The organism is Erythrobacter colymbi, from assembly GCF_002155685.1.
In the GTDB taxonomy this organism is placed as follows: domain Bacteria; phylum Pseudomonadota; class Alphaproteobacteria; order Sphingomonadales; family Sphingomonadaceae; genus Erythrobacter; species Erythrobacter colymbi.
In genome coordinates, this window is record NZ_MUYK01000004.1 from 25,780 (window position 1) to 42,417 (window position 16,638).

The window sequence follows — 16,638 nt, forward strand, 5'->3', positions numbered from 1 at the left end:
AGCGAAGCAATCCATGGAATGCCCTCGCCGCAATCCGCGATGTCCGGCCTTGGATTGCCGCGTCGCCTTCGGCTCCTCGCAATGACGATGGTAGGGCCTACCTCCGCAGCGCCCCGCTCTGCTGCACCTGCACCGCCTTCACACGGCGTGCGCGCAGGGCGAGGCCCATCCCCGTCAGCGCCAGCGCCATCCCGCTCGCAGACAGCATGTCCCACCTGAACCCTTCGAACAGGGTCGAAAGCAGCATCGCCACGCACACCGTGACGATCGCATTGTAGGCCGTCCGCCCCGCCCCGATCTCGCGCACCAGGTTGTAGTGCAGCGGGAAGGTCACAACCGATCCGATGATCGCGAGATAGGCCGTCCCCGCCCAGAACTGCCATGCGGTCGGCGCCTGCGGCGCGCCTTCGGTGACCAAGGCATAGACGAAGTCGAAGGCGGTGCCATAGAGCATCGCCCAGGCGAGCAGGCTCACCATCGGCACCCCGCGTCCGGTCGGGTTGGCCTGCACCACGTTGGCGATCGAGGCCGCGAGCATACCGCAGATCGCCAGCACGATGCCGAGACCCACATCGCCCCCGAGCGGGGCCGCGTTCCATTCGTGCACCAGCAGCAGCGCGACGCCGACGATGGCGACGAGGCTCCCGCCGATGAAGCCGCCCTGCACCCGCTCGCCGATGAACACCCGCGCAAAGATCGCGTTGGGCACCATCAGCAGCGCGAACATCACCGCGACGATGCCGGACGTGATGTGCTGTTCGGAGTGGTAGACGAACAGGAAGTTGCCCGAAAACTGCGCGATCCCCACGCCCAGCGCCAGCAATTGCTCAGGCCGGTTGAGCTTCAGGCGATTGCCCATCGCCACCGCCAGCACGAACAGCGCGGGGGTCGCAAACATGAAGCGGAAGAACACGCCCCACGCGGCGGGCACATCGGCAATCTGGCCGGTGATGACGAACCAGGTCGAGCCCCAGATCGTCCCCGTCAGCATGAAGGGGATCAGCACCTTGGGGCTGAGCATCGACGGCGCGGCAGCCTCGCTCATAGCGCGGCGATGGCCCGGCCGAGTGCCTGCGCGTCCTCGGGGCGGGTGTTCCATGCGGTGACGAAGCGGGCGGAATCCGCGCCCCAGTCATAGAAGGCGAAGTCCTGCGCCCGCAGCGCCTCGCGCTCGGCAGAAGTCAGGCGCACGAAGAGCTCGTTGGCCTCGACCGGATGAAGCAGTCGGTCGGCGCAGCCCGAGGCGACTTCCTGCGCCGCGGCATTCGCGTGGGCGGCGTTGGCAAGCCAGAGATCATCCTCGAGCATCGCGAGGATCTGCGCCGCGAGATAGCGGCCCTTGCATTGCAGGTGGCCTGCGCGCTTGCGGCGGTAGCGCACCTGCATCGCGGCCTCGGGATCGAACAGCACCACGGCTTCCGCCCCCATCCCGCCGTTCTTGATGAAGCCGAAGGCGAGGCTGTCGACCGGGCCGCTCGCTGCGCGCGCCGCCTCTTCCGCTGAGCCGCCGAGGAAGGCCGCCGCATTGGCAAAGCGCGCCCCGTCCATGTGAAGGCCGAGGCGGCGCTCCTTCGCAAAGGCCCCGAGCGCGGCGAGTTCGGCCGGCGTGTAGGCGCGGCCATATTCGCTCGCCTGCGTGATCGCGATGGCGTGCGGCTGCACCTGATGCACGTCATTGCGGATCGGATCGACCAGCGCGGCGATATCGGCGGGGGTCAGCTTCGCGCCCTCGCCTTCTGCCAGCATCAGCTTGGCGCCGTGGAGGAAGAAGCCGGGCGCCCCGCCCTCGTCCACCTCGATGTGCGCCTCGCGGTGGCACACCACGCCGCCGTGGGGCGCGCACATGGTGGCGAGCGCGAGACAGTTCGCCGCCGTCCCCGTCGCCACCCACAGCGCGGCGCACTCGCGCCCGAACAGCGCGGTGAAACGGGCGTCGAGTTCGGCGGAGAGCCTGTCCCCGTCGTACGGATTGTCCGGCTGGTCGGCAGCGCGCATCGCGTCCCACAGCTTGGGGTGGACGGCAGCGGCGTTGTCGGACAGGAAGGGTTTGGCGAGCGTCATCGAACCTCGCCATTAACCGCACTTGCGGGCGTGACAAGCGGGAGGAGCCACCGATGCACGAAGAAAGCGCAAAGCCGACAATCACCCACCATGTGCAGGGCGCAGGCGGACGCTATGTCGCGGTGCTCGAAGGCGAGGTCGAGCAGGGCTATCTCGAATGGGAGCCGGGCGGCTCGCGGGAGGGCAAGGAAGTCCGCATCGCCGCGCACACCATCGTGCCCCGCGCGATCGGCGGGCGCGGCGTGGCGGGCGCGCTGGTCGAGCGGCTGATCGAGGATGCCGCGCGGCAGGGCTTCCTGATCCGCCCCGATTGTTCCTACGTGGCGAGGAAGTTTTCCGAGAACCCCGGCTGGGCCGAATTCAGGGCCTGAACCGGAGCCGCGTCGAGCCGCGAGAAATCGGTCGCGGTGATCGTCTCCAGCACCTGCGCCCGCAAGGCCCGCGCCTCGGCAATCGGCACGCCGTGCATCGCGAAGGCCCCGCCGGCAAGGCCGAGGTGCACCGTCGCATAGCCGCGCCTGCGGGCAATCGGCCCCTGCGCGATCTCGACCGAATGGAGCTTCAACCGCGTCGCCACGCCGAGCGTCGGTGACAGGAAACCGTGACTGGAATAGACCTGCGCATCGTCGATGGCATGGCGGCGGAACTCCCAGGCATAGAGGTTCGCCCCTACCGCCAGCACCGCAAGGCCGAGCGGGATCAGGAACAGGCCGAAGGGCGCGAAGATCGCGACTGGGATCGCGGCCACCACGAAGACCGCCGCATCGAGCACCGCCTTGTCGGTGCGGTGCGCTTTCGCCGCGCGGTGCCACGCGGTCGTATCGTCCGGCAGGCGGAACCCCGCCGCCCGCGCGATCGGCGTGATCTCCTCCATCTTGGCGAAGGGCGCGACGACATGGCTCTGCTCCTTGTCGTCCTGCGCCAGGCTGACGAAGCTGAGGCCGTGCCACCCGAAGCGGTAGCGCACGAGGCCGGTGCCGATCACCAGCCCCTGCACGCGGTGGACGGGCATCACCACATCGGTGCGGGTGAACAGCCCCCGCTGCCGCCGGAACCCGCGGGCTGAGCGGGTGAGCGTGAAGCCCCAGTCGCGCAGCACCGTGCGCACCACCCCCGTGACCGAGCCGATCGCCAGCAGGCCGATGATCCCCGCCACCGCGCCCAATGCCTGCGCATAGGGGCCGAGGGTGGCGACGGTGCTGCCCTGCTCCTTGAGCCAGCCGTACCAGAGCTTGACGTTCCACACGTCGACCGAGGTGACGTTGTCGACATATTGCAGCGCGCCGCCCAGCACCGCGAAGACCGCGAGGCTGAATTCGAACAGCCCGAACGTGACGAGCCGCTGCGGGGAGAGGGCGTAGAGCACCTCGGCCTCTTCCGAGGGCGCGTTTGCCGGGGCGGCGGGATCGGCGCTCGCCGCCGCTTCCTCGTCGCGCCGCTCGCGCACCAGCTGGCGCAGCGCCTCGCCCTCGGCATTGGTGAGATACTGGAGCGCGATGTCGTCCGCCCCGCCCGCGCCGGTCTCGAACTTGACCGCGACCAGACCGAACAGGCGCGGCAGAGGCTTGGCTTCGAGGCTGACGTCCTGAATGCGCTCGTAAGGCACCGAGCGCGCGGCGCGGCTGAGGATGCCGCTCTCGACCCGGATGTCGGCCTCGCCGATGGTGTAGGTGAGCCGCCGCCAGCCGATATAGCTGGTGACCGTGCCGATCAGCGCGGCGGCCGCGCCGACGGCGAGCGCGACCCACAGCCGCCCGCTGTCGCCGATGCCGGAAAAGGCGATGGCGAAGGCCGGCAGGATCGCGCTGCGCAGGCTGCCGATCGCGCCGAGGACGACGCTGAGCGGCGCGGTGTTGCGCGGCTCGCTCACATGCTCTCCCGCCGGATATGGGCGCGGATCTCCTCGCGCATCTCGCGCGCCAGCTCCTCGCCGAGGCCGGGGAGCGAGACGCTGGCATTGTGGCTGCCCGCGGTGTGCAGCGTCAGCGTGGCGATGCCGAAGAAGCGGTCGAGCGGGCCTTGGTTGACGTCGATATGCTGCACCCGGCCGAAGGGCACCACGGTGTCGGATCGGAACATCAGCCCGCGCACCACCCGCAGCCGGTCGGCGCTGATCTGGTAGCCGCGCGCGTTGTAGCGCGTCTGCGGAACACGGATGATCAGCGCGAGCGCAATCAGCAGCACCGGACCGGCGATGATGCCGGAGGGGAACAGGCCCTCGCCCTTGAACACGGTTTCCAGCACCAGCGCCCCGACAAGGAACGGGATCGACGTCAGCGTCGCCCGCACGCGCAGGGCGTGGGAATAGTTGGGGTGGAGCTTCGTCAGCTCCTCGCTGTCGTCGAGCGGGGCGGGAACGGGGGTCTGGTCCATAGTGCCTTATCTGCGCAATACAGCGCCCCCGCGCAAGCCGCTATCCGCACCCCACCTAGCGCATTTATGAGGGCGACGCGCCGCCCGCCGCCCCCTAGAACCACAGGCAAAATCCTGACGGGAGGACAATCACATGCTCACGCTCCATTCCAGCCTCGGCCCCAACCCGCGCCTCGTGCGGATGTTCATGGTCGAAAAGGGGCTCGCGGAAGGCCGCGATTTCGCGCGGGTGCATTACGACATCATCACCGGCCAGAACCGGCAGGATGCGAGCTACATGGCGCGCAATCCGCAGGGCACCACGCCGACGCTCGAGCTGGAGGACGGCACCTGCCTCACCGAAAGCTGGCCGATCTGCGAATATGTCGAGGAGCTCCACCCCGCGCCCAACCTGTTCGGCGAGAGCCCCGTGGAGCGCGCCACGGTGCGCAAGTGGGCACGGCTGTTCGATCAGGAGGTCGTCGTGCCGATGACGATGGGCTTCCGCGCGGGCGCGGGTCGTCCGATGTTCGAGCCGCGCATGAGCGTCGTCTCGACCGGCGCAGGCGCAGAGCTTTCGGCGATGGCGGACGAGAAGTGGCGGCTGTTCGACAGCTATCTGGGCGCGAGCGACCACATCGCCTTGGGCCGCTTCACCTTCGCCGACCTGCTGATCTTCGCCTTCGCCAATTTCGGCTTCACCGTGGGCTGGAAGCTGCCTGAAGGGACGGACAACCTCGCCCGCTTCGTCGCCACGCACAACCAGCGGCCGTGTGCGGCGATCTGGAAGGATAGCGAGTAATGCCCGATCTTTCGGGTAAGGTTGCCATTGTCACCGGCTGCGCGAGCGGGATCGGGGCGGCGACCGTCCGCCGCTTGCGGGCCGACGGGGCGGAAGTGCTCGGCACCGATGTGAACGCAGCCGCCGGCAAGGCCCTGTGCGACGAGACCGGCGCGGTCTTCGCCGAGCACGACGTCGCCGATATCGCGCTGTGGCCGCAGATCGTCGCGCTAGCCGTGGAGCGCTGGGGGCGGCTCGATATCCTCGTGAACAACGCGGGCACCGTCTCGGCACTCAGCATCGAGGACGTGACCGACGAGGCGTGGGACCGCATCTTCGGGATCAACGTCAAGGGCACGATGGCCGGGTGCCGCGCGGCGATTGCGGCGATGAAGGCCAATCCGGGCGGCTCGAAAGGCGCGATCGTCAACATCGCCTCGACCACCGCGATGGCCGCGCTGCCGACCGATGTCGCCTATTCGGCAAGCAAGGGCGCGGTCAGAGTGCTGACCCGCTCGGTCGCGGTGCATTGCGCGCAGAAGGGATACGACATCCGCTGCAACACGGTGATCCCGGGCGCGACCGATACCGGCATCCTCGCCCATGCCGAGGGGGTGACGCCGGGTCTGAAGGCGGCGGTGGCGAAGACATCGCCCCTCAATCGCCTCGCCGATCCGGCCGAGACTGCCGCGGCAATCGCCTTCCTCGCCAGCGACGAATGCCCCTACATGACCGGCGCGGAACTGCTGGTCGATGGCGGGATGATGGCGATCCACCCGGGGTTCTGAGGCAAACTCCGTTCGTGTCGAGCGAAGTCGAGACACATCACGGACCTGCCTCTCGACTACGCTCGAGGCGAACGGGCGGGAGGCGTTACCCCTCCCGCATCTTCGCCAGATAGCCGCTCGGCGCCATTTGGCGGGCGGTCCAGACGAAGATCGCCAGAGACGCGATCCCCGCGGCCAGGCATACGGCGAACATCGCGATGGCGAGCGCGCTGTCGCCGTAGGTCGCCGTCAGCGCATCGCTCGCCGCGCCGATCACCACGAGGCTCAGCGCCTGTCCGATGAGGTTGTTGAAGAACAGCGCGATCGCGACCGCGAAGCCGCGGTTGGCAGGCTCGACCGCGGCCTGGATGCCCGACATGATCCCGGCCTGGCTGGCGACATAGATCGCATAGGCGAGCCCGAACCAGCCGAGGAAGGCGCCGAAGCTGTCCGAGGTGAGGCTCATCGCCAGCGGGGCGACGCAGCCGAGGCTCACCACGCCGGGCAGCCACGCCCGCCAGCGCTCGTCCCTCAAGGTCAGCCAGTGGGTGACATAGCCGCCGAGGATCGGCCCCGGGATGCCGCCGAGAAAGAAGGTGAGGCCGAGATAGAGGCCGACATCGCCGGTCGAGATGCCGAACTCGCGCAGCATCACCGGCGCCATCCAGAAGGCGAGCGCGTAGCCGATCATGATCTGCACCGCCCAGCCGAGCGCCAGCCCCATGAACACGCGGTTGGTGACGAGATTGCGGATCGTCTCGCCGAGCGGGCGCTGGCCCATGTCGGTGCCGGCGGGGGCATAGCGCCCGCGCACGGGTTCACGCATGGTGAAGTAGATGATCGCGCCCAGCACCAGCCCCGGCAGTCCCATCAGCGCGAAGGCCCAGCGCCAGTCGAACATCTCGGCGAGCTGTCCGCCGATCAGCAGGCCGCCCGCCGTCCCCATACTCGCCCCGATGGTGAGGAACCCCATCGCCTTGGCGAGTTCGCTGCGGGTGAAATAATCGGCGACGAGGCTCTGGCTGGAAGGCCCCGAGCACCCCTCCCCCACGCCCACGCCCGTGCGCGCGAGGAACAGCGTCCAGAAGCCCGTCGCCATGCCGCAGGCCGCGGTCATCAGGCTCCAGAAGCTGATCGCGGCGGCGACGATGGTCCGCCTCGTCGAACGGTCGGCCAGCCGCGCGGCGGGGAAGCCCGCGAGCACGTAGATGATCGAGAACGCCGCCCCGCCCAGCAGCCCCAGCTGCGTGTCCGACAGGCTGAAGGCGGCCTTGATGTCCTGCAGCAGGATCGAGAAGACCAGCCGGTCGGCGACGCTGAACGCGCTCGTCAGCGTAAGAAGTGCGAGCACATACCAACGGTAAACGCCGGGCCGCCCGCCAGTGGCGGACGCCTCAGTGATGGGGCCTCGCCCACAGGCCGTTGTCGACCGGGATGGTCAACCCGTTGAGGAACCGCGCCTCGTCCGAGGCGAGGAACAGCACGCAGCCCGCCACGTCCTTGGGGTGGCCGAGCGCATCGGCAGGGAGCGGGCCTTCGGGAATCTCCATCGGTGTCTGCCCGCCGCGGCCCGAGATACCCATCACCATCGGCGTCTCGATCCCGCCCGGTGCGAGCGCGTTGACGCGGATGCCGTAGCCCTTGTCCTGAAAGTCGATCGCAAGGCTGCGGGTCATCCCCGCGATCCCGGCCTTGCACGCGGCATAGGCGGGGATGTTGCCATATCCCATCAGCGCCGCGGTCGAGGCCATGTTGACGATCGACGAGCCGCCGCCGCCGACCTGCTGGTGGCGGTGCTTCATCAGCGGCACGGCATATTTGCAGCCGAGGAAGGTGCCGACCACATGGATATCGAGATGCAGCCGGAAGTGGTCGAGCGTGCAATCCTCGATGCTCTCGAAGATCACGTTGCCGGCATTGTTGACGAGGATGTCGAGCCCGCCGTGGCGTTCCTCGACGGCGCGCATCACCTCGATCCATTGCTCCTCGCTGGTGACGTCGAGCGCCATCGCATCCCCGCCGATGCTATCGGCAACCTTGTGGGCAAGCTCGGCATCGCGGTCGGTGACGATCACCTTGGCGCCCTCGCGCGCCAGCACCTCGCAATCGGCCTTGCCCAGACCCATCGCCCCGCCCGTCACGAGCGCAACCTTGCCCGCTACCCGTCCCGCCATCGTGCTCTCTCCCAAAAGCGTCTTTTCTATGCGGCCAGCCTATCGGGCGGGGGCGAGGGGGCCACTGTCGAAAGCGCGAGGGCGCGGCGATCGCGCTGCCGTGTATCCTCCCGGCGGCGAGGGAGAGAGACGATGATGGATACCGCCGAGGTCGAACGCCTGAAGGCGATGATGGAGTGGGAAGGCCGCCGCACCGCGCCGCCCGAAGGGTTCCCGCGCCTGCCGGACATGCCCGCCGGACGCTATACCAGCGCGGAATATTTCGCGCTCGAACAGGAGCACATCTTCCGCAAGTCGTGGCTGTTCGCCGGGCACCTCGACGAGATTCCCGAGCCCGGCTGCTACATGCGCTGGCACAATGCCGGCGATCCGATCGTGATCGTCCACGGCATGGACGGAGTGGTGCGCGCCTTCCACAACACCTGCCGCCACCGCGGCGCGCCGGTGGTGACCGAGGACCGCGGCAAGTCCAGCCGGTTGATGTGCGGCTATCACAACTGGACCTACAAGACCGACGGGAGCCTTGTGGGCGTGCCCGAGCGGCGCGACTTCCCCAAGGATTTCGACCTCTCCTGCCGCGGGCTGCTGCCGGTGCGCTGCGAGATGTTCGGCAAGGTGATCTTCGTCAATTTCGACCTCGAGGCCATGTCGCTGCTCGACTGGCTGGGGCCGGTCGCGCGCGAGTGGGAGGAGTTCGCCTTCGACCGCATCCGGCTCGCCGCGCGCTACAGCTTCGATCTCAAGTGCAACTGGAAGGTCGCGATGGAGGCCAACATGGAGGTCTACCATGTGCCCTTCATCCACCCGAACACGGTCGCGCCGCTGGTGGACAGCACGCGCAACTACAACACCATGTATCCCAATGGCCACGCGCGGATGCTCGCCCCGCCGCCGCGCCAGACCGACCGCGAGCACGTGCGCGCGATCGACTCGCCGCCGGGATGGCAGCAGATCGAGAGCGTGGGCGAGCTGGGGCGCACCTGCACCCAGAGCTACACCCTGTTTCCCAACTGGGTCAGCCCGCTCAGCAACTACTTCGTCCCGCCGCTGGTGTTCTGGCCGACTTCGCTCAACACCACGCGGCTTGAGCTGGTGACGATGGCATTGGACTGGGGCGATGCACCCGCGCCCGACCTGTGGACCGTACCCGATGCCTCGCAACCCAACGGGCGGCAGATGAGCCCGATCATCCTCGAGGACACCCAGTTCGGCGAGGCGATCCAGCACTCGGTCGAAGGCTCGGCCTTCCGTTCGGTGCCGCTGTCCTATCAGGAGGCGCGGATCTATTCCTTCCACCAGAGCCTCGACCGGATGATCGGGCCGGACAACGTGCCCGCGCATCTGCGCGTCGAGCCGGTGATCGGGCCGGAGTGGGTGTGGCCCAACGATCCGCGCATGGCCCAGATGGAGCGCGAGGCGCGCATCCGCGAAACCACCTAATGACGCTACGGCATGGCCCTTTATCCGGGGGCTGTGGCCCATTTGTCGCAGTTTGGACGGATCACTATCGCTTTTGCTGATGGCGCGCGCGCCACCGCTCCATACACCTGCAACACATACCGAAAGGCGTGAGGAGACACGTCTGGGGGTTGGGGAAAACAGGGTGCGCGGGAGAACCGCGACCCCATGGGGAGAGAGGACCATGAACACACTTCGTGCCCGAATTGCATCCGGAGGCCTGCGCCGCGCCCTGCTGTGCGGGGCTGCGCTCGGCAGCCTTGCCGCCATGCCGACTGCCGCCTTCGCGCAGGACGCGGAAGAAGGGGCCGAGGCGGATGACGGCAACGTCATCGTCGTCCAGGCCCGCCGCCAGAACGAAACGCTCCAGGAAGTCCCCGTCACCGTCACCGCGATCGGCGGCGAGACGCTCCAGCGCTACTCGATCGACCAGGTCGCGGACTTCACCAGCCGTGTGCCGACCCTGAACGTGCAGGTCGGCGGCTCGGGTTCGGGCGGCCAGCTCAGCTTGCGCGGGGTCGGCTCGTCGAACATCTCGGCGGCGTTCGATTCGGCGGTCGCCTTCGAGTATGACGGCGTCGTCGTCTCGACCATGCGCATGGTGCAGGCCGGCTTCTTCGACGTCGAGCAGGTCGACGTGCTGCGCGGCCCGCAATCGCTGTTCTTCGGCAAGTCGGCCACCGCCGGCGTGCTCTCGCTGCGTTCGGCCAACCCCACCTCGAGCTGGGAAGTGGGCATGCGCGCCAACTACGAGTTCGAGGAGAAGGGCTACCTCCTCTCGGGCTACATCTCGGGTCCGGTCACCGACACGCTCGGCATCCGCCTTGCCGCGCAATTCAACGACATCGACGAATTCCAGCTGCTCCAGCCGGGCACCCCGGCGGTCAACCAGAAGCGCGGCCTGACCGACTTCATCGGTCGCCTGACGCTCGACTGGAACCCGTCGGACCGCTTCAAGGCCAACTTCAAGCTGCAATACACCAAGAACGAGAACGACGGCGCGATCGGCACGGCAGAGATCAACTGCGGCGCCAATGGCCGGGCGGATTCGATCTACCTGCTCCAGGGCGGGTTGCAGATCCCGGCGGGCTATGACTGCAACGTGGGCGACCAGCGCTACTTCCTGCCGGATGCAGCGCCCCAGCTCGCCCCGGGCGTGCCGGGCAATTCGCCCGCAGCGGGGCGCAACGGCGTGCCCTTCGGCAACACCGAAATCTGGTTCGGCCGCCTCCAGTTCGATCTCGACCTGAGCGACACGCTGACCCTGACCTCGGTCTCGGGCATCCTCAACATGGATGCGATCGACTTCGACTGCTATTCCTACGGCGGTCGCTTCCCCGGCCCCAACGGCACCTTCATCCCCGGCGGTGCGGGCTGTTCGGACCCGATCAACAAGCTCGAGCAGTACAGCCAGGAACTGCGCCTCGCTTCGGACTTCGACGGACCGATCAACTTCATGCTCGGCGCGTTCTACGAAGACCGCACCTTCACCTTCGACACCGCGCAGCAGGGGGTGAACATCTCCTTCGCGGGGGCCGACCCGACGCTGCCGCTGGTCGGCGGCGGCGTGGCCCGCGGCACGGGCTTCACCTATGACTGGGACAAGACCCACCTCACCAAGACCGAGGCGCTCTCGTTCTTCGGCTCGGTGCAGTTCGACATCACCGAACAGCTCGAACTGTCGGGCGGTCTGCGCTGGACCGACGAAAAGAAGGTCCAGACCATCTCGGTGCCCTATGTCCACAACCTGCTGGCCTATGTGCCGGCCGGCGGCGGGCTGTTCCGTCCGAGCCCGGCGTTCCTGCAGAGCGGCTACTTCTCGGGCCCGATCAACTTCGCCGACGACAACTTCTCGCCCGAAGTCACCCTGCGCTATCAGGCGAACGACGATCTCAACTTCTTCGCCTCGTTCAAGACGGGCTTCAAGTCGGGCGGGATCGACAACTCGGCGCTGCCCTCGAACAGCCTCAGCACCGCGGCGCGGACCGGCGACTTCAGCTCGCTGATCTTCAAGTCGGAAGAGGCGATCGGCGGCGAAATCGGGATGAAGTCGCAGTGGTCGAACCGCGACATCACCTTCAACGCGACCGCCTACCAGTACGTGTTCAAGGATCTGCAGGTGCAGAACTTCAACGCCTCGACGGTGCAGTTCATCACCAGCAACGCCGGCGAGCTGACCACCGAGGGCGTCGACATCGAGACCAGCTGGCGCACGCCGGTCGACGGGCTGCGGCTTGCCGCGAACCTGTCCTACCTCGATGCCAAGTACACCGCGCCCTTCCTCCAGCCGGGCGGTGCGGGCGGCACGGTCGACCTCAATGGTCGCCGCGGCAGCCAGGCGCCTACCTGGGCGGGCAACATCGCGGCCGACTGGACCATCCCGCTGAGCGACAGCCTCGAGCTGTTCCTGTCGGGCAACGCGGCCTACAATGATGGCTACATCACCGACGAAGCCTCGCTGAACGACTATGTCCAGCCGAGCTTCTGGCTGCTCGACGCCAACGTCTCGATCGGCCATCCGGACGGCAACTGGAAGCTGTCGCTGATCGCGCAGAACCTCACCGACGAGATCTTCACGATCACCACCGGCGGGCGTCCGTTCCTGCCGCCGGGCGGCGACGACTTCGTGATGACCCAGAACCGGGGCCGCCAGGTCTTCGCGGAAATCAGCTTCAAGTTCTGATCCGCGCAGCAACAGGGGAACACAGGGGGCGGGCCAGCGATGGCTCGCCCCCTTTTCTTTCGGCACTCACCCCGCCGCGCTCTGACAAAAGTATGCATTGCCGCGACGTCACCTTGGGCGGATGGTGGACGCGAGAGATCACGGCGTCGGGAGAGGAATGCCATGTCACGCGAAACGCTGGTCGCCATGACCCGCAATCTGGTCGCCCACGGCGCGGCCGACACGATGGAATATGCCGACGAGGTCGTGCGCATTCCGGCAAGCGCCTATACCGACGAAGCGGTCTTCGAGACCGAGAAGAAGCAGATCTTCCGCCGCCTCCCGCTGATGGTCGCGCCCTCGTGCGAGCTGCCCAACCCGGGCGACTTCAAGGCGATGGACATCTGCGGCGTGCCGCTGCTCCTCAGCCGCCAGAAGGACGGCAGCATGGGCGCCTTCCTCAACATGTGCACCCACCGCGGCAATCCTCTGGCCGCGGGCTGCGGCAATGCCAGCCGCTTCACCTGCGGCTATCACGGCTGGACCTTCAAGGCCGATGGCGACCTGATCGGCGTCGCCAGCCCGCAGGACTTCGGCAAGATCGACAAGAGCCAGCACTGCCTCACCAAGTTCCCGGTCTACGAGAACGCCGGGCTGATCTGGGTGACGCTCGACCCGCACTCCAAGCTCAGCATCGCCGATTACCTGTGCGGCTATGACGAGCTTCTGAAGGCCTTCGAATTCGAGGGCTGGACGCTGTTCTCGCAGCGCACGCTGGCGGGTCCCAACTGGAAGACGGCCTACGACGGCTATCTCGATTTCTACCACCTGCCGGTGCTGCACAAGGACACCTTCGGGGCCGATTTCTACAACCGCGCCAACTACTTCGCCTTCGGCCCGCACCAGCGCCTCTCGACCCCGTCGAAATTCGCGATCAAGGTGCAGGGGGACGACGACCAGGCGCTCGATCTGGAAGCGATGAGCGACGACCAGCTGCCGCAGGAGGTGCTGGTGCAGGGCGTGTGGACGATCTTCCCGCACATCTCGATCGCCAGCTTCTACGGCGGCGGCCAGCGCGGGGCGATGATCAGCCAGCTCTTCCCCGGCGACAAGGTCGGCGAGAGCTACACCACCCAGTTCTACGTCATGGAAAACCAGCCCGAGACCCCCGAACAGGTCCAGGCCGCGCACGACCAGTTCAACTTCCTCGAAATCGTGGTCCGCGACGAGGACTATGCCACCGGCAAGCGCCAGCAGCAGGCGCTCGCGTCAGGCCTGATGAAGGACGTGCTGTTCGGCAAGAACGAGAAGGGCGGACAGGTCTTCCACCAGTGGGTGGAGCGGCTGGTGAACGCCAGCGACGACGATCTGGTGGCGATCTTCGTAGCTGAGCAGCGGCAGGCGGCGGAGTAAGGGCGCCCGCCATACCGGCGGGTTAGCCAATATCGCTCCGCGCCTCGCGGGCCGTCTCGATTATCCGTTCCTGCAAGGCCCGGTCCTCGACAGATCGCGCCAGAACGATCGCGCCGACCATTATCATCATGTCGCGCAGGGCTGCCGATCGGGCCTCGGGCCCGGTGCCCTTGGCAACCGCGATGTCGGCAACCATCCCTTCGATGGCACCCGCGAAGCTGCGCCTCACCTCCGGACCGGCACGCTGGGCATCGAGCGATAGTCCGGCAATCGGGCAACCCGCCTCGAGATTGCCGATGTGCCCCATCGAGAGATACTCCGCCGCATAGTCGGCGAGTGCCACCTCGGCCTCGGCAGCGGTGGGCCGTGCGAACATCGGGCGCTTTTCCTCGAACATCGCCGTGATCGCTTCGGCCAGCAGCGCATCCTTCGAGGCGAAGTGCTTGTAGAAGCCGCCATGAGTCATGCCTGCCGCCTCCATGACGTCGGCGACCGAGACAGCCTGCGGCCCGTGCGCCCGGAACAGGCGTGCGGCCGTCGCCACGATGCGAGCCCGGCTCTCGGCGGCAGCTTCCTTCGATTTGCGCATCGCGTCCTTCTTTCGCAGGCGGTCTTGACGATATGGATGATGAATGTCATCCATACAAGAAGATGATGATCATCATCCAAATTGACAGGAAGGAGTTAGCCATGCCGATGCCCAAGATCCTCGTCACCGCCGCCGCAGGAAAGACCGGAAGCGCGCTTGTCGCCGAGTGCCTCCAGCGCGGCTGGCAGGTTCGCGCCGTGGTGCGGCAGGCCGATGCGCGCGCGCGGGATCTGGCGACACGGGGCGCCGACGTGATGGTTGCCGATCTTCACGATCGGGCGGCGATGCGGCACGCGGTGAGGGGCGTTGGCCGTGCCTATTGGTGCGCGCCCTTCGATCCGCGCGCGCTCGAAGCGGCGCAGATCTTTGCCGATGCCGCCGAGGACGCCGGGATCGAGGCGATCGTGGGCTTGAGCCAGTGGCTCGCGAGCCCCTTCCATCCCGCGCTCGCCACCCGCAATGCCTTTGCGACCGACCGTCTGTTCGAGAGCCTCGCTCCGCAGATCGCTTACACAGCGCTCAATCCCGGCTTCTTCGCCGACAACTACCTCCGGCTGATCGGCTTCGCTGCGCAGTTGGGTGTGCTACCCTCCCTGACCGGCGACAGCCGCAATGCTCCGCCATCCAACGAGGACATTGCCCGGGTCGCCGCCGCGGTGCTTGCCGATCCGGAACCCCATGCGGGCCGAACCTACCGCCCGACCGGCCCCGAAGTGCTCTCCACCGCCGACATGGCGGCAATCCTGACCACCATACTGCGGCGCAAGGTGCGCAAGGTCGAGCTGCCCTTTTGGCTATTCGCCAAGGCGGCCCGGATGCAGGGCGTGAGCCCGTTCGAGTTGAGCGGCTTTCGCCACTACATCGAGGATCACCGTCAGGGTGCCTTCGCGCGGGGCGCACCCAATGACGTCGTCGAGCGCCTGACGGGTCGTCCGCCGGAACGCTTCGCGACCGTCGCCGCGCGCTACGCCGCCCGCCCGGAAGCGCAGCGCAGCGCCGCCAGCGTGCTGCGGGCGTGGGCGGAGTTCATGATCACGCCGTTGATGCCGGGATATGATTTGACCCGCTTCGGCCGGATCGACGGCGCGCCGCAACCCGCCGGTTTGCGCCATGCGATGGCGGATACCGGCTGGATCGCGACCCACGGTGAAGCCGCAATACCCGCAATTGGCCGCTAAGCCGCGAAAGGAGCCTTTCGATGACCCTCACGTCCCGCGCGAAGTCCGCTTACCGCGCCCTCGAACGCTTCGCCGAGGCGCTCGAACCCGACCCGATGGAAGATCTTCGCCGCCGGGTTGCGCGGCTGGAGCAGCAGGCATTCGGCGATCAGGCCGCCCCGCTTGCTCCGACCGAGCGCGATCAGCCATCAGACCGGGACGGGTAGACCCGAGCGACCTATCCGAACGCCGGCCTGTAATTGCTCTCGCCCCATTCCTGGCGCTTGGTCCAGGCGCTCATCGGCTCGAGCTTGCCTTCCAGTTCCGGGAAGCGCTCATAGACGTGGTCCATGTCGACCGCGAAGGGCCGGGTGGGGGCGTTGTTGTTGTATTCGTAGAAGTCCTCGATCCCCTTGGCGAAGCTTTCCCGCATCTCCGCGGGCATCCCGTCGCCGGCGGCTTCGACGAGGTAGCGGCCGAACTCGGCGGGGGTGCAGGGATCGTACCGGATCTCCTTGCCCAGCGCCTCGGAGAGACACTGGGTCACCTGCTTGCCGACCAGCCGCTCGGGCCCGCCGATGTTGAGCCAGGCGCCTTCCATGTCGGGCCGCTCGAGGCTGGCGAGCATGAAGCGGGCGACATCGTCGAGGCTGATCCAGTTGGCCTCGAGCGCCGGGTTGTGGGGGTAGACGTAGCGCCCCTCGTTGACGATGAAGGGCCGCGCCCAGTTGGTCAGCAGGTTGTCCATGAACAGGACCGAGCCGAACACGGTGCCGGGCGCGCCGGAGCGCCACAGGGCGTTGATGCCGCGGGTGTTCTCGCCATAGGTGAAGGGATCGCCGGGCTTGTCCGGAATCCAGCTCGAGGTGTTCCAGACGACGCGCTTGACGTTCAGATGCGCGGCGACCTTGCCGACCTCGCCGATCAGGTAGGCGCGGTCGGCGCGGGCCTGAAGCGGGTGGGTGTAGAAGATGTAGTCGCTGCCTTCCAAAGCGCTCTCGAAGGTCGAGGTGTCGTAGAGGTCCATCGGCCGCACCTCGACCCGCTCCACGCCCTCGACCGGCGCGCCCTCGAGCGCATCGGGGCGGCGCGAGATCGCGCGGACATCATACCCCGCCGCCAGCGCCTGGCGCACCTGCGCAAGGCCCTGCCGCCCGCTCGCGCCGATCACCGTGATGAGTGCCATAGTTCCTCTCTCCCTTGTGTCTTATGCAAGCAAGACTA

At 67.3% G+C, this 16,638-nt stretch carries 16 protein-coding genes; 8 read left to right on the plus strand and 8 right to left on the minus strand.

The features are described from left to right. Positions 1–97 precede the first annotated feature (97 nt). Together BZF57_RS09635 and BZF57_RS09640 are read right to left on the minus strand one after the other, a co-directional pair. The gene (locus BZF57_RS09635) at positions 98–1,045 is read right to left on the minus strand and encodes a DMT family transporter (RefSeq protein ID WP_169712951.1); all 948 of its coding nucleotides are present in this window, start codon (positions 1,043–1,045) and stop codon (positions 98–100) included. Beyond that, complete coding sequence (locus BZF57_RS09640) at positions 1,042–2,061, minus strand: threonine aldolase family protein (protein ID WP_086737202.1); 1,020 nt, start codon at positions 2,059–2,061, stop codon at positions 1,042–1,044. Before BZF57_RS09640 ends, BZF57_RS09635 begins: the two co-directional genes overlap by 4 nt. 53 nt (positions 2,062–2,114) lie before the next feature. On the opposite strand from BZF57_RS09640, the gene BZF57_RS09645 reads away from it, so the two are divergent. Beyond that, on the plus strand, positions 2,115–2,432 hold the full coding sequence (locus BZF57_RS09645) for a GNAT family N-acetyltransferase (protein ID WP_086737204.1): 318 nt from the start codon (positions 2,115–2,117) through the stop codon (positions 2,430–2,432). Here BZF57_RS09645 and BZF57_RS09650 read toward each other — a convergent pair. Together BZF57_RS09650 and BZF57_RS09655 are read right to left on the minus strand one after the other, a co-directional pair. Next, positions 2,378–3,931: a PH domain-containing protein gene (locus tag BZF57_RS09650; RefSeq protein ID WP_086737206.1), complete on the minus strand. Its 1,554-nt coding sequence runs from the start codon at positions 3,929–3,931 to the stop codon at positions 2,378–2,380. The two genes, BZF57_RS09645 and BZF57_RS09650, sit on opposite strands and share 55 nt — an antisense overlap. Continuing rightward, entirely contained in the window at positions 3,928–4,434 is a 507-nt protein-coding gene (locus BZF57_RS09655; RefSeq protein ID WP_086737208.1) for a PH domain-containing protein, read from the minus strand. Before BZF57_RS09655 ends, BZF57_RS09650 begins: the two co-directional genes overlap by 4 nt. 133 nt (positions 4,435–4,567) lie before the next feature. On the opposite strand from BZF57_RS09655, the gene BZF57_RS09660 reads away from it, so the two are divergent. After that, positions 4,568–5,215 (plus strand): glutathione S-transferase family protein, encoded by a 648-nt coding sequence (locus BZF57_RS09660; RefSeq protein ID WP_086737210.1) that lies wholly within the window; start codon positions 4,568–4,570, stop codon positions 5,213–5,215. After that, the gene (locus tag BZF57_RS09665) at positions 5,215–5,982 is read left to right on the plus strand and encodes an SDR family NAD(P)-dependent oxidoreductase (RefSeq protein WP_086737212.1); all 768 of its coding nucleotides are present in this window, start codon (positions 5,215–5,217) and stop codon (positions 5,980–5,982) included. The genes BZF57_RS09660 and BZF57_RS09665 overlap by 1 nt, the downstream gene beginning before the upstream one ends. An 85-nt stretch (positions 5,983–6,067) precedes the next feature. Here BZF57_RS09665 and BZF57_RS09670 read toward each other — a convergent pair whose 3' ends face one another. Both BZF57_RS09670 and BZF57_RS09675 read right to left on the minus strand, forming a co-directional pair. Beyond that, positions 6,068–7,312 (minus strand): spinster family MFS transporter, encoded by a 1,245-nt coding sequence (locus BZF57_RS09670; protein WP_162290980.1) that lies wholly within the window; start codon positions 7,310–7,312, stop codon positions 6,068–6,070. A gap of 43 nt (positions 7,313–7,355) precedes the next feature. Further along, positions 7,356–8,135 (minus strand): SDR family NAD(P)-dependent oxidoreductase, encoded by a 780-nt coding sequence (locus BZF57_RS09675; protein ID WP_086737216.1) that lies wholly within the window; start codon positions 8,133–8,135, stop codon positions 7,356–7,358. 132 nt (positions 8,136–8,267) lie between these two features. Here BZF57_RS09675 and BZF57_RS09680 point away from each other — a divergent pair, with 132 nt between their 5' ends. From BZF57_RS09680 to BZF57_RS09690, 3 genes are all read left to right on the plus strand, one after another. Beyond that, positions 8,268–9,575: an aromatic ring-hydroxylating oxygenase subunit alpha gene (locus BZF57_RS09680; RefSeq protein WP_240505934.1), complete on the plus strand. Its 1,308-nt coding sequence runs from the start codon at positions 8,268–8,270 to the stop codon at positions 9,573–9,575. A 202-nt stretch (positions 9,576–9,777) separates the two neighbouring features. Beyond that, entirely contained in the window at positions 9,778–12,276 is a 2,499-nt protein-coding gene (locus BZF57_RS09685) for a TonB-dependent receptor (protein ID WP_162290981.1), read from the plus strand. Positions 12,277–12,438: 162 nt separating this feature from the next. After that, positions 12,439–13,668 (plus strand): aromatic ring-hydroxylating oxygenase subunit alpha, encoded by a 1,230-nt coding sequence (locus BZF57_RS09690; protein ID WP_162290982.1) that lies wholly within the window; start codon positions 12,439–12,441, stop codon positions 13,666–13,668. A gap of 22 nt (positions 13,669–13,690) precedes the next feature. Here the strand turns inward: BZF57_RS09690 and BZF57_RS09695 are convergent, their stop codons facing one another. Then, the gene (locus tag BZF57_RS09695; protein ID WP_162290983.1) at positions 13,691–14,257 is read right to left on the minus strand and encodes a TetR/AcrR family transcriptional regulator; all 567 of its coding nucleotides are present in this window, start codon (positions 14,255–14,257) and stop codon (positions 13,691–13,693) included. A gap of 101 nt (positions 14,258–14,358) precedes the next feature. Between BZF57_RS09695 and BZF57_RS09700 the strand changes: the two genes are divergently transcribed. After that, positions 14,359–15,435 (plus strand): NmrA family NAD(P)-binding protein, encoded by a 1,077-nt coding sequence (locus BZF57_RS09700; RefSeq protein WP_162290984.1) that lies wholly within the window; start codon positions 14,359–14,361, stop codon positions 15,433–15,435. 20 nt (positions 15,436–15,455) lie between these two features. Further along, positions 15,456–15,641: a hypothetical protein gene (locus BZF57_RS09705; RefSeq protein ID WP_086737229.1), complete on the plus strand. Its 186-nt coding sequence runs from the start codon at positions 15,456–15,458 to the stop codon at positions 15,639–15,641. Positions 15,642–15,652: 11 nt separating this feature from the next. On the opposite strand, the gene BZF57_RS09710 is transcribed toward BZF57_RS09705, so the two are convergent. Beyond that, positions 15,653–16,600, minus strand: coding sequence for an SDR family oxidoreductase (locus tag BZF57_RS09710; RefSeq protein ID WP_086737231.1), 948 nt, complete (start codon positions 16,598–16,600; stop codon positions 15,653–15,655). Positions 16,601–16,638: the final 38 nt, after the last annotated feature.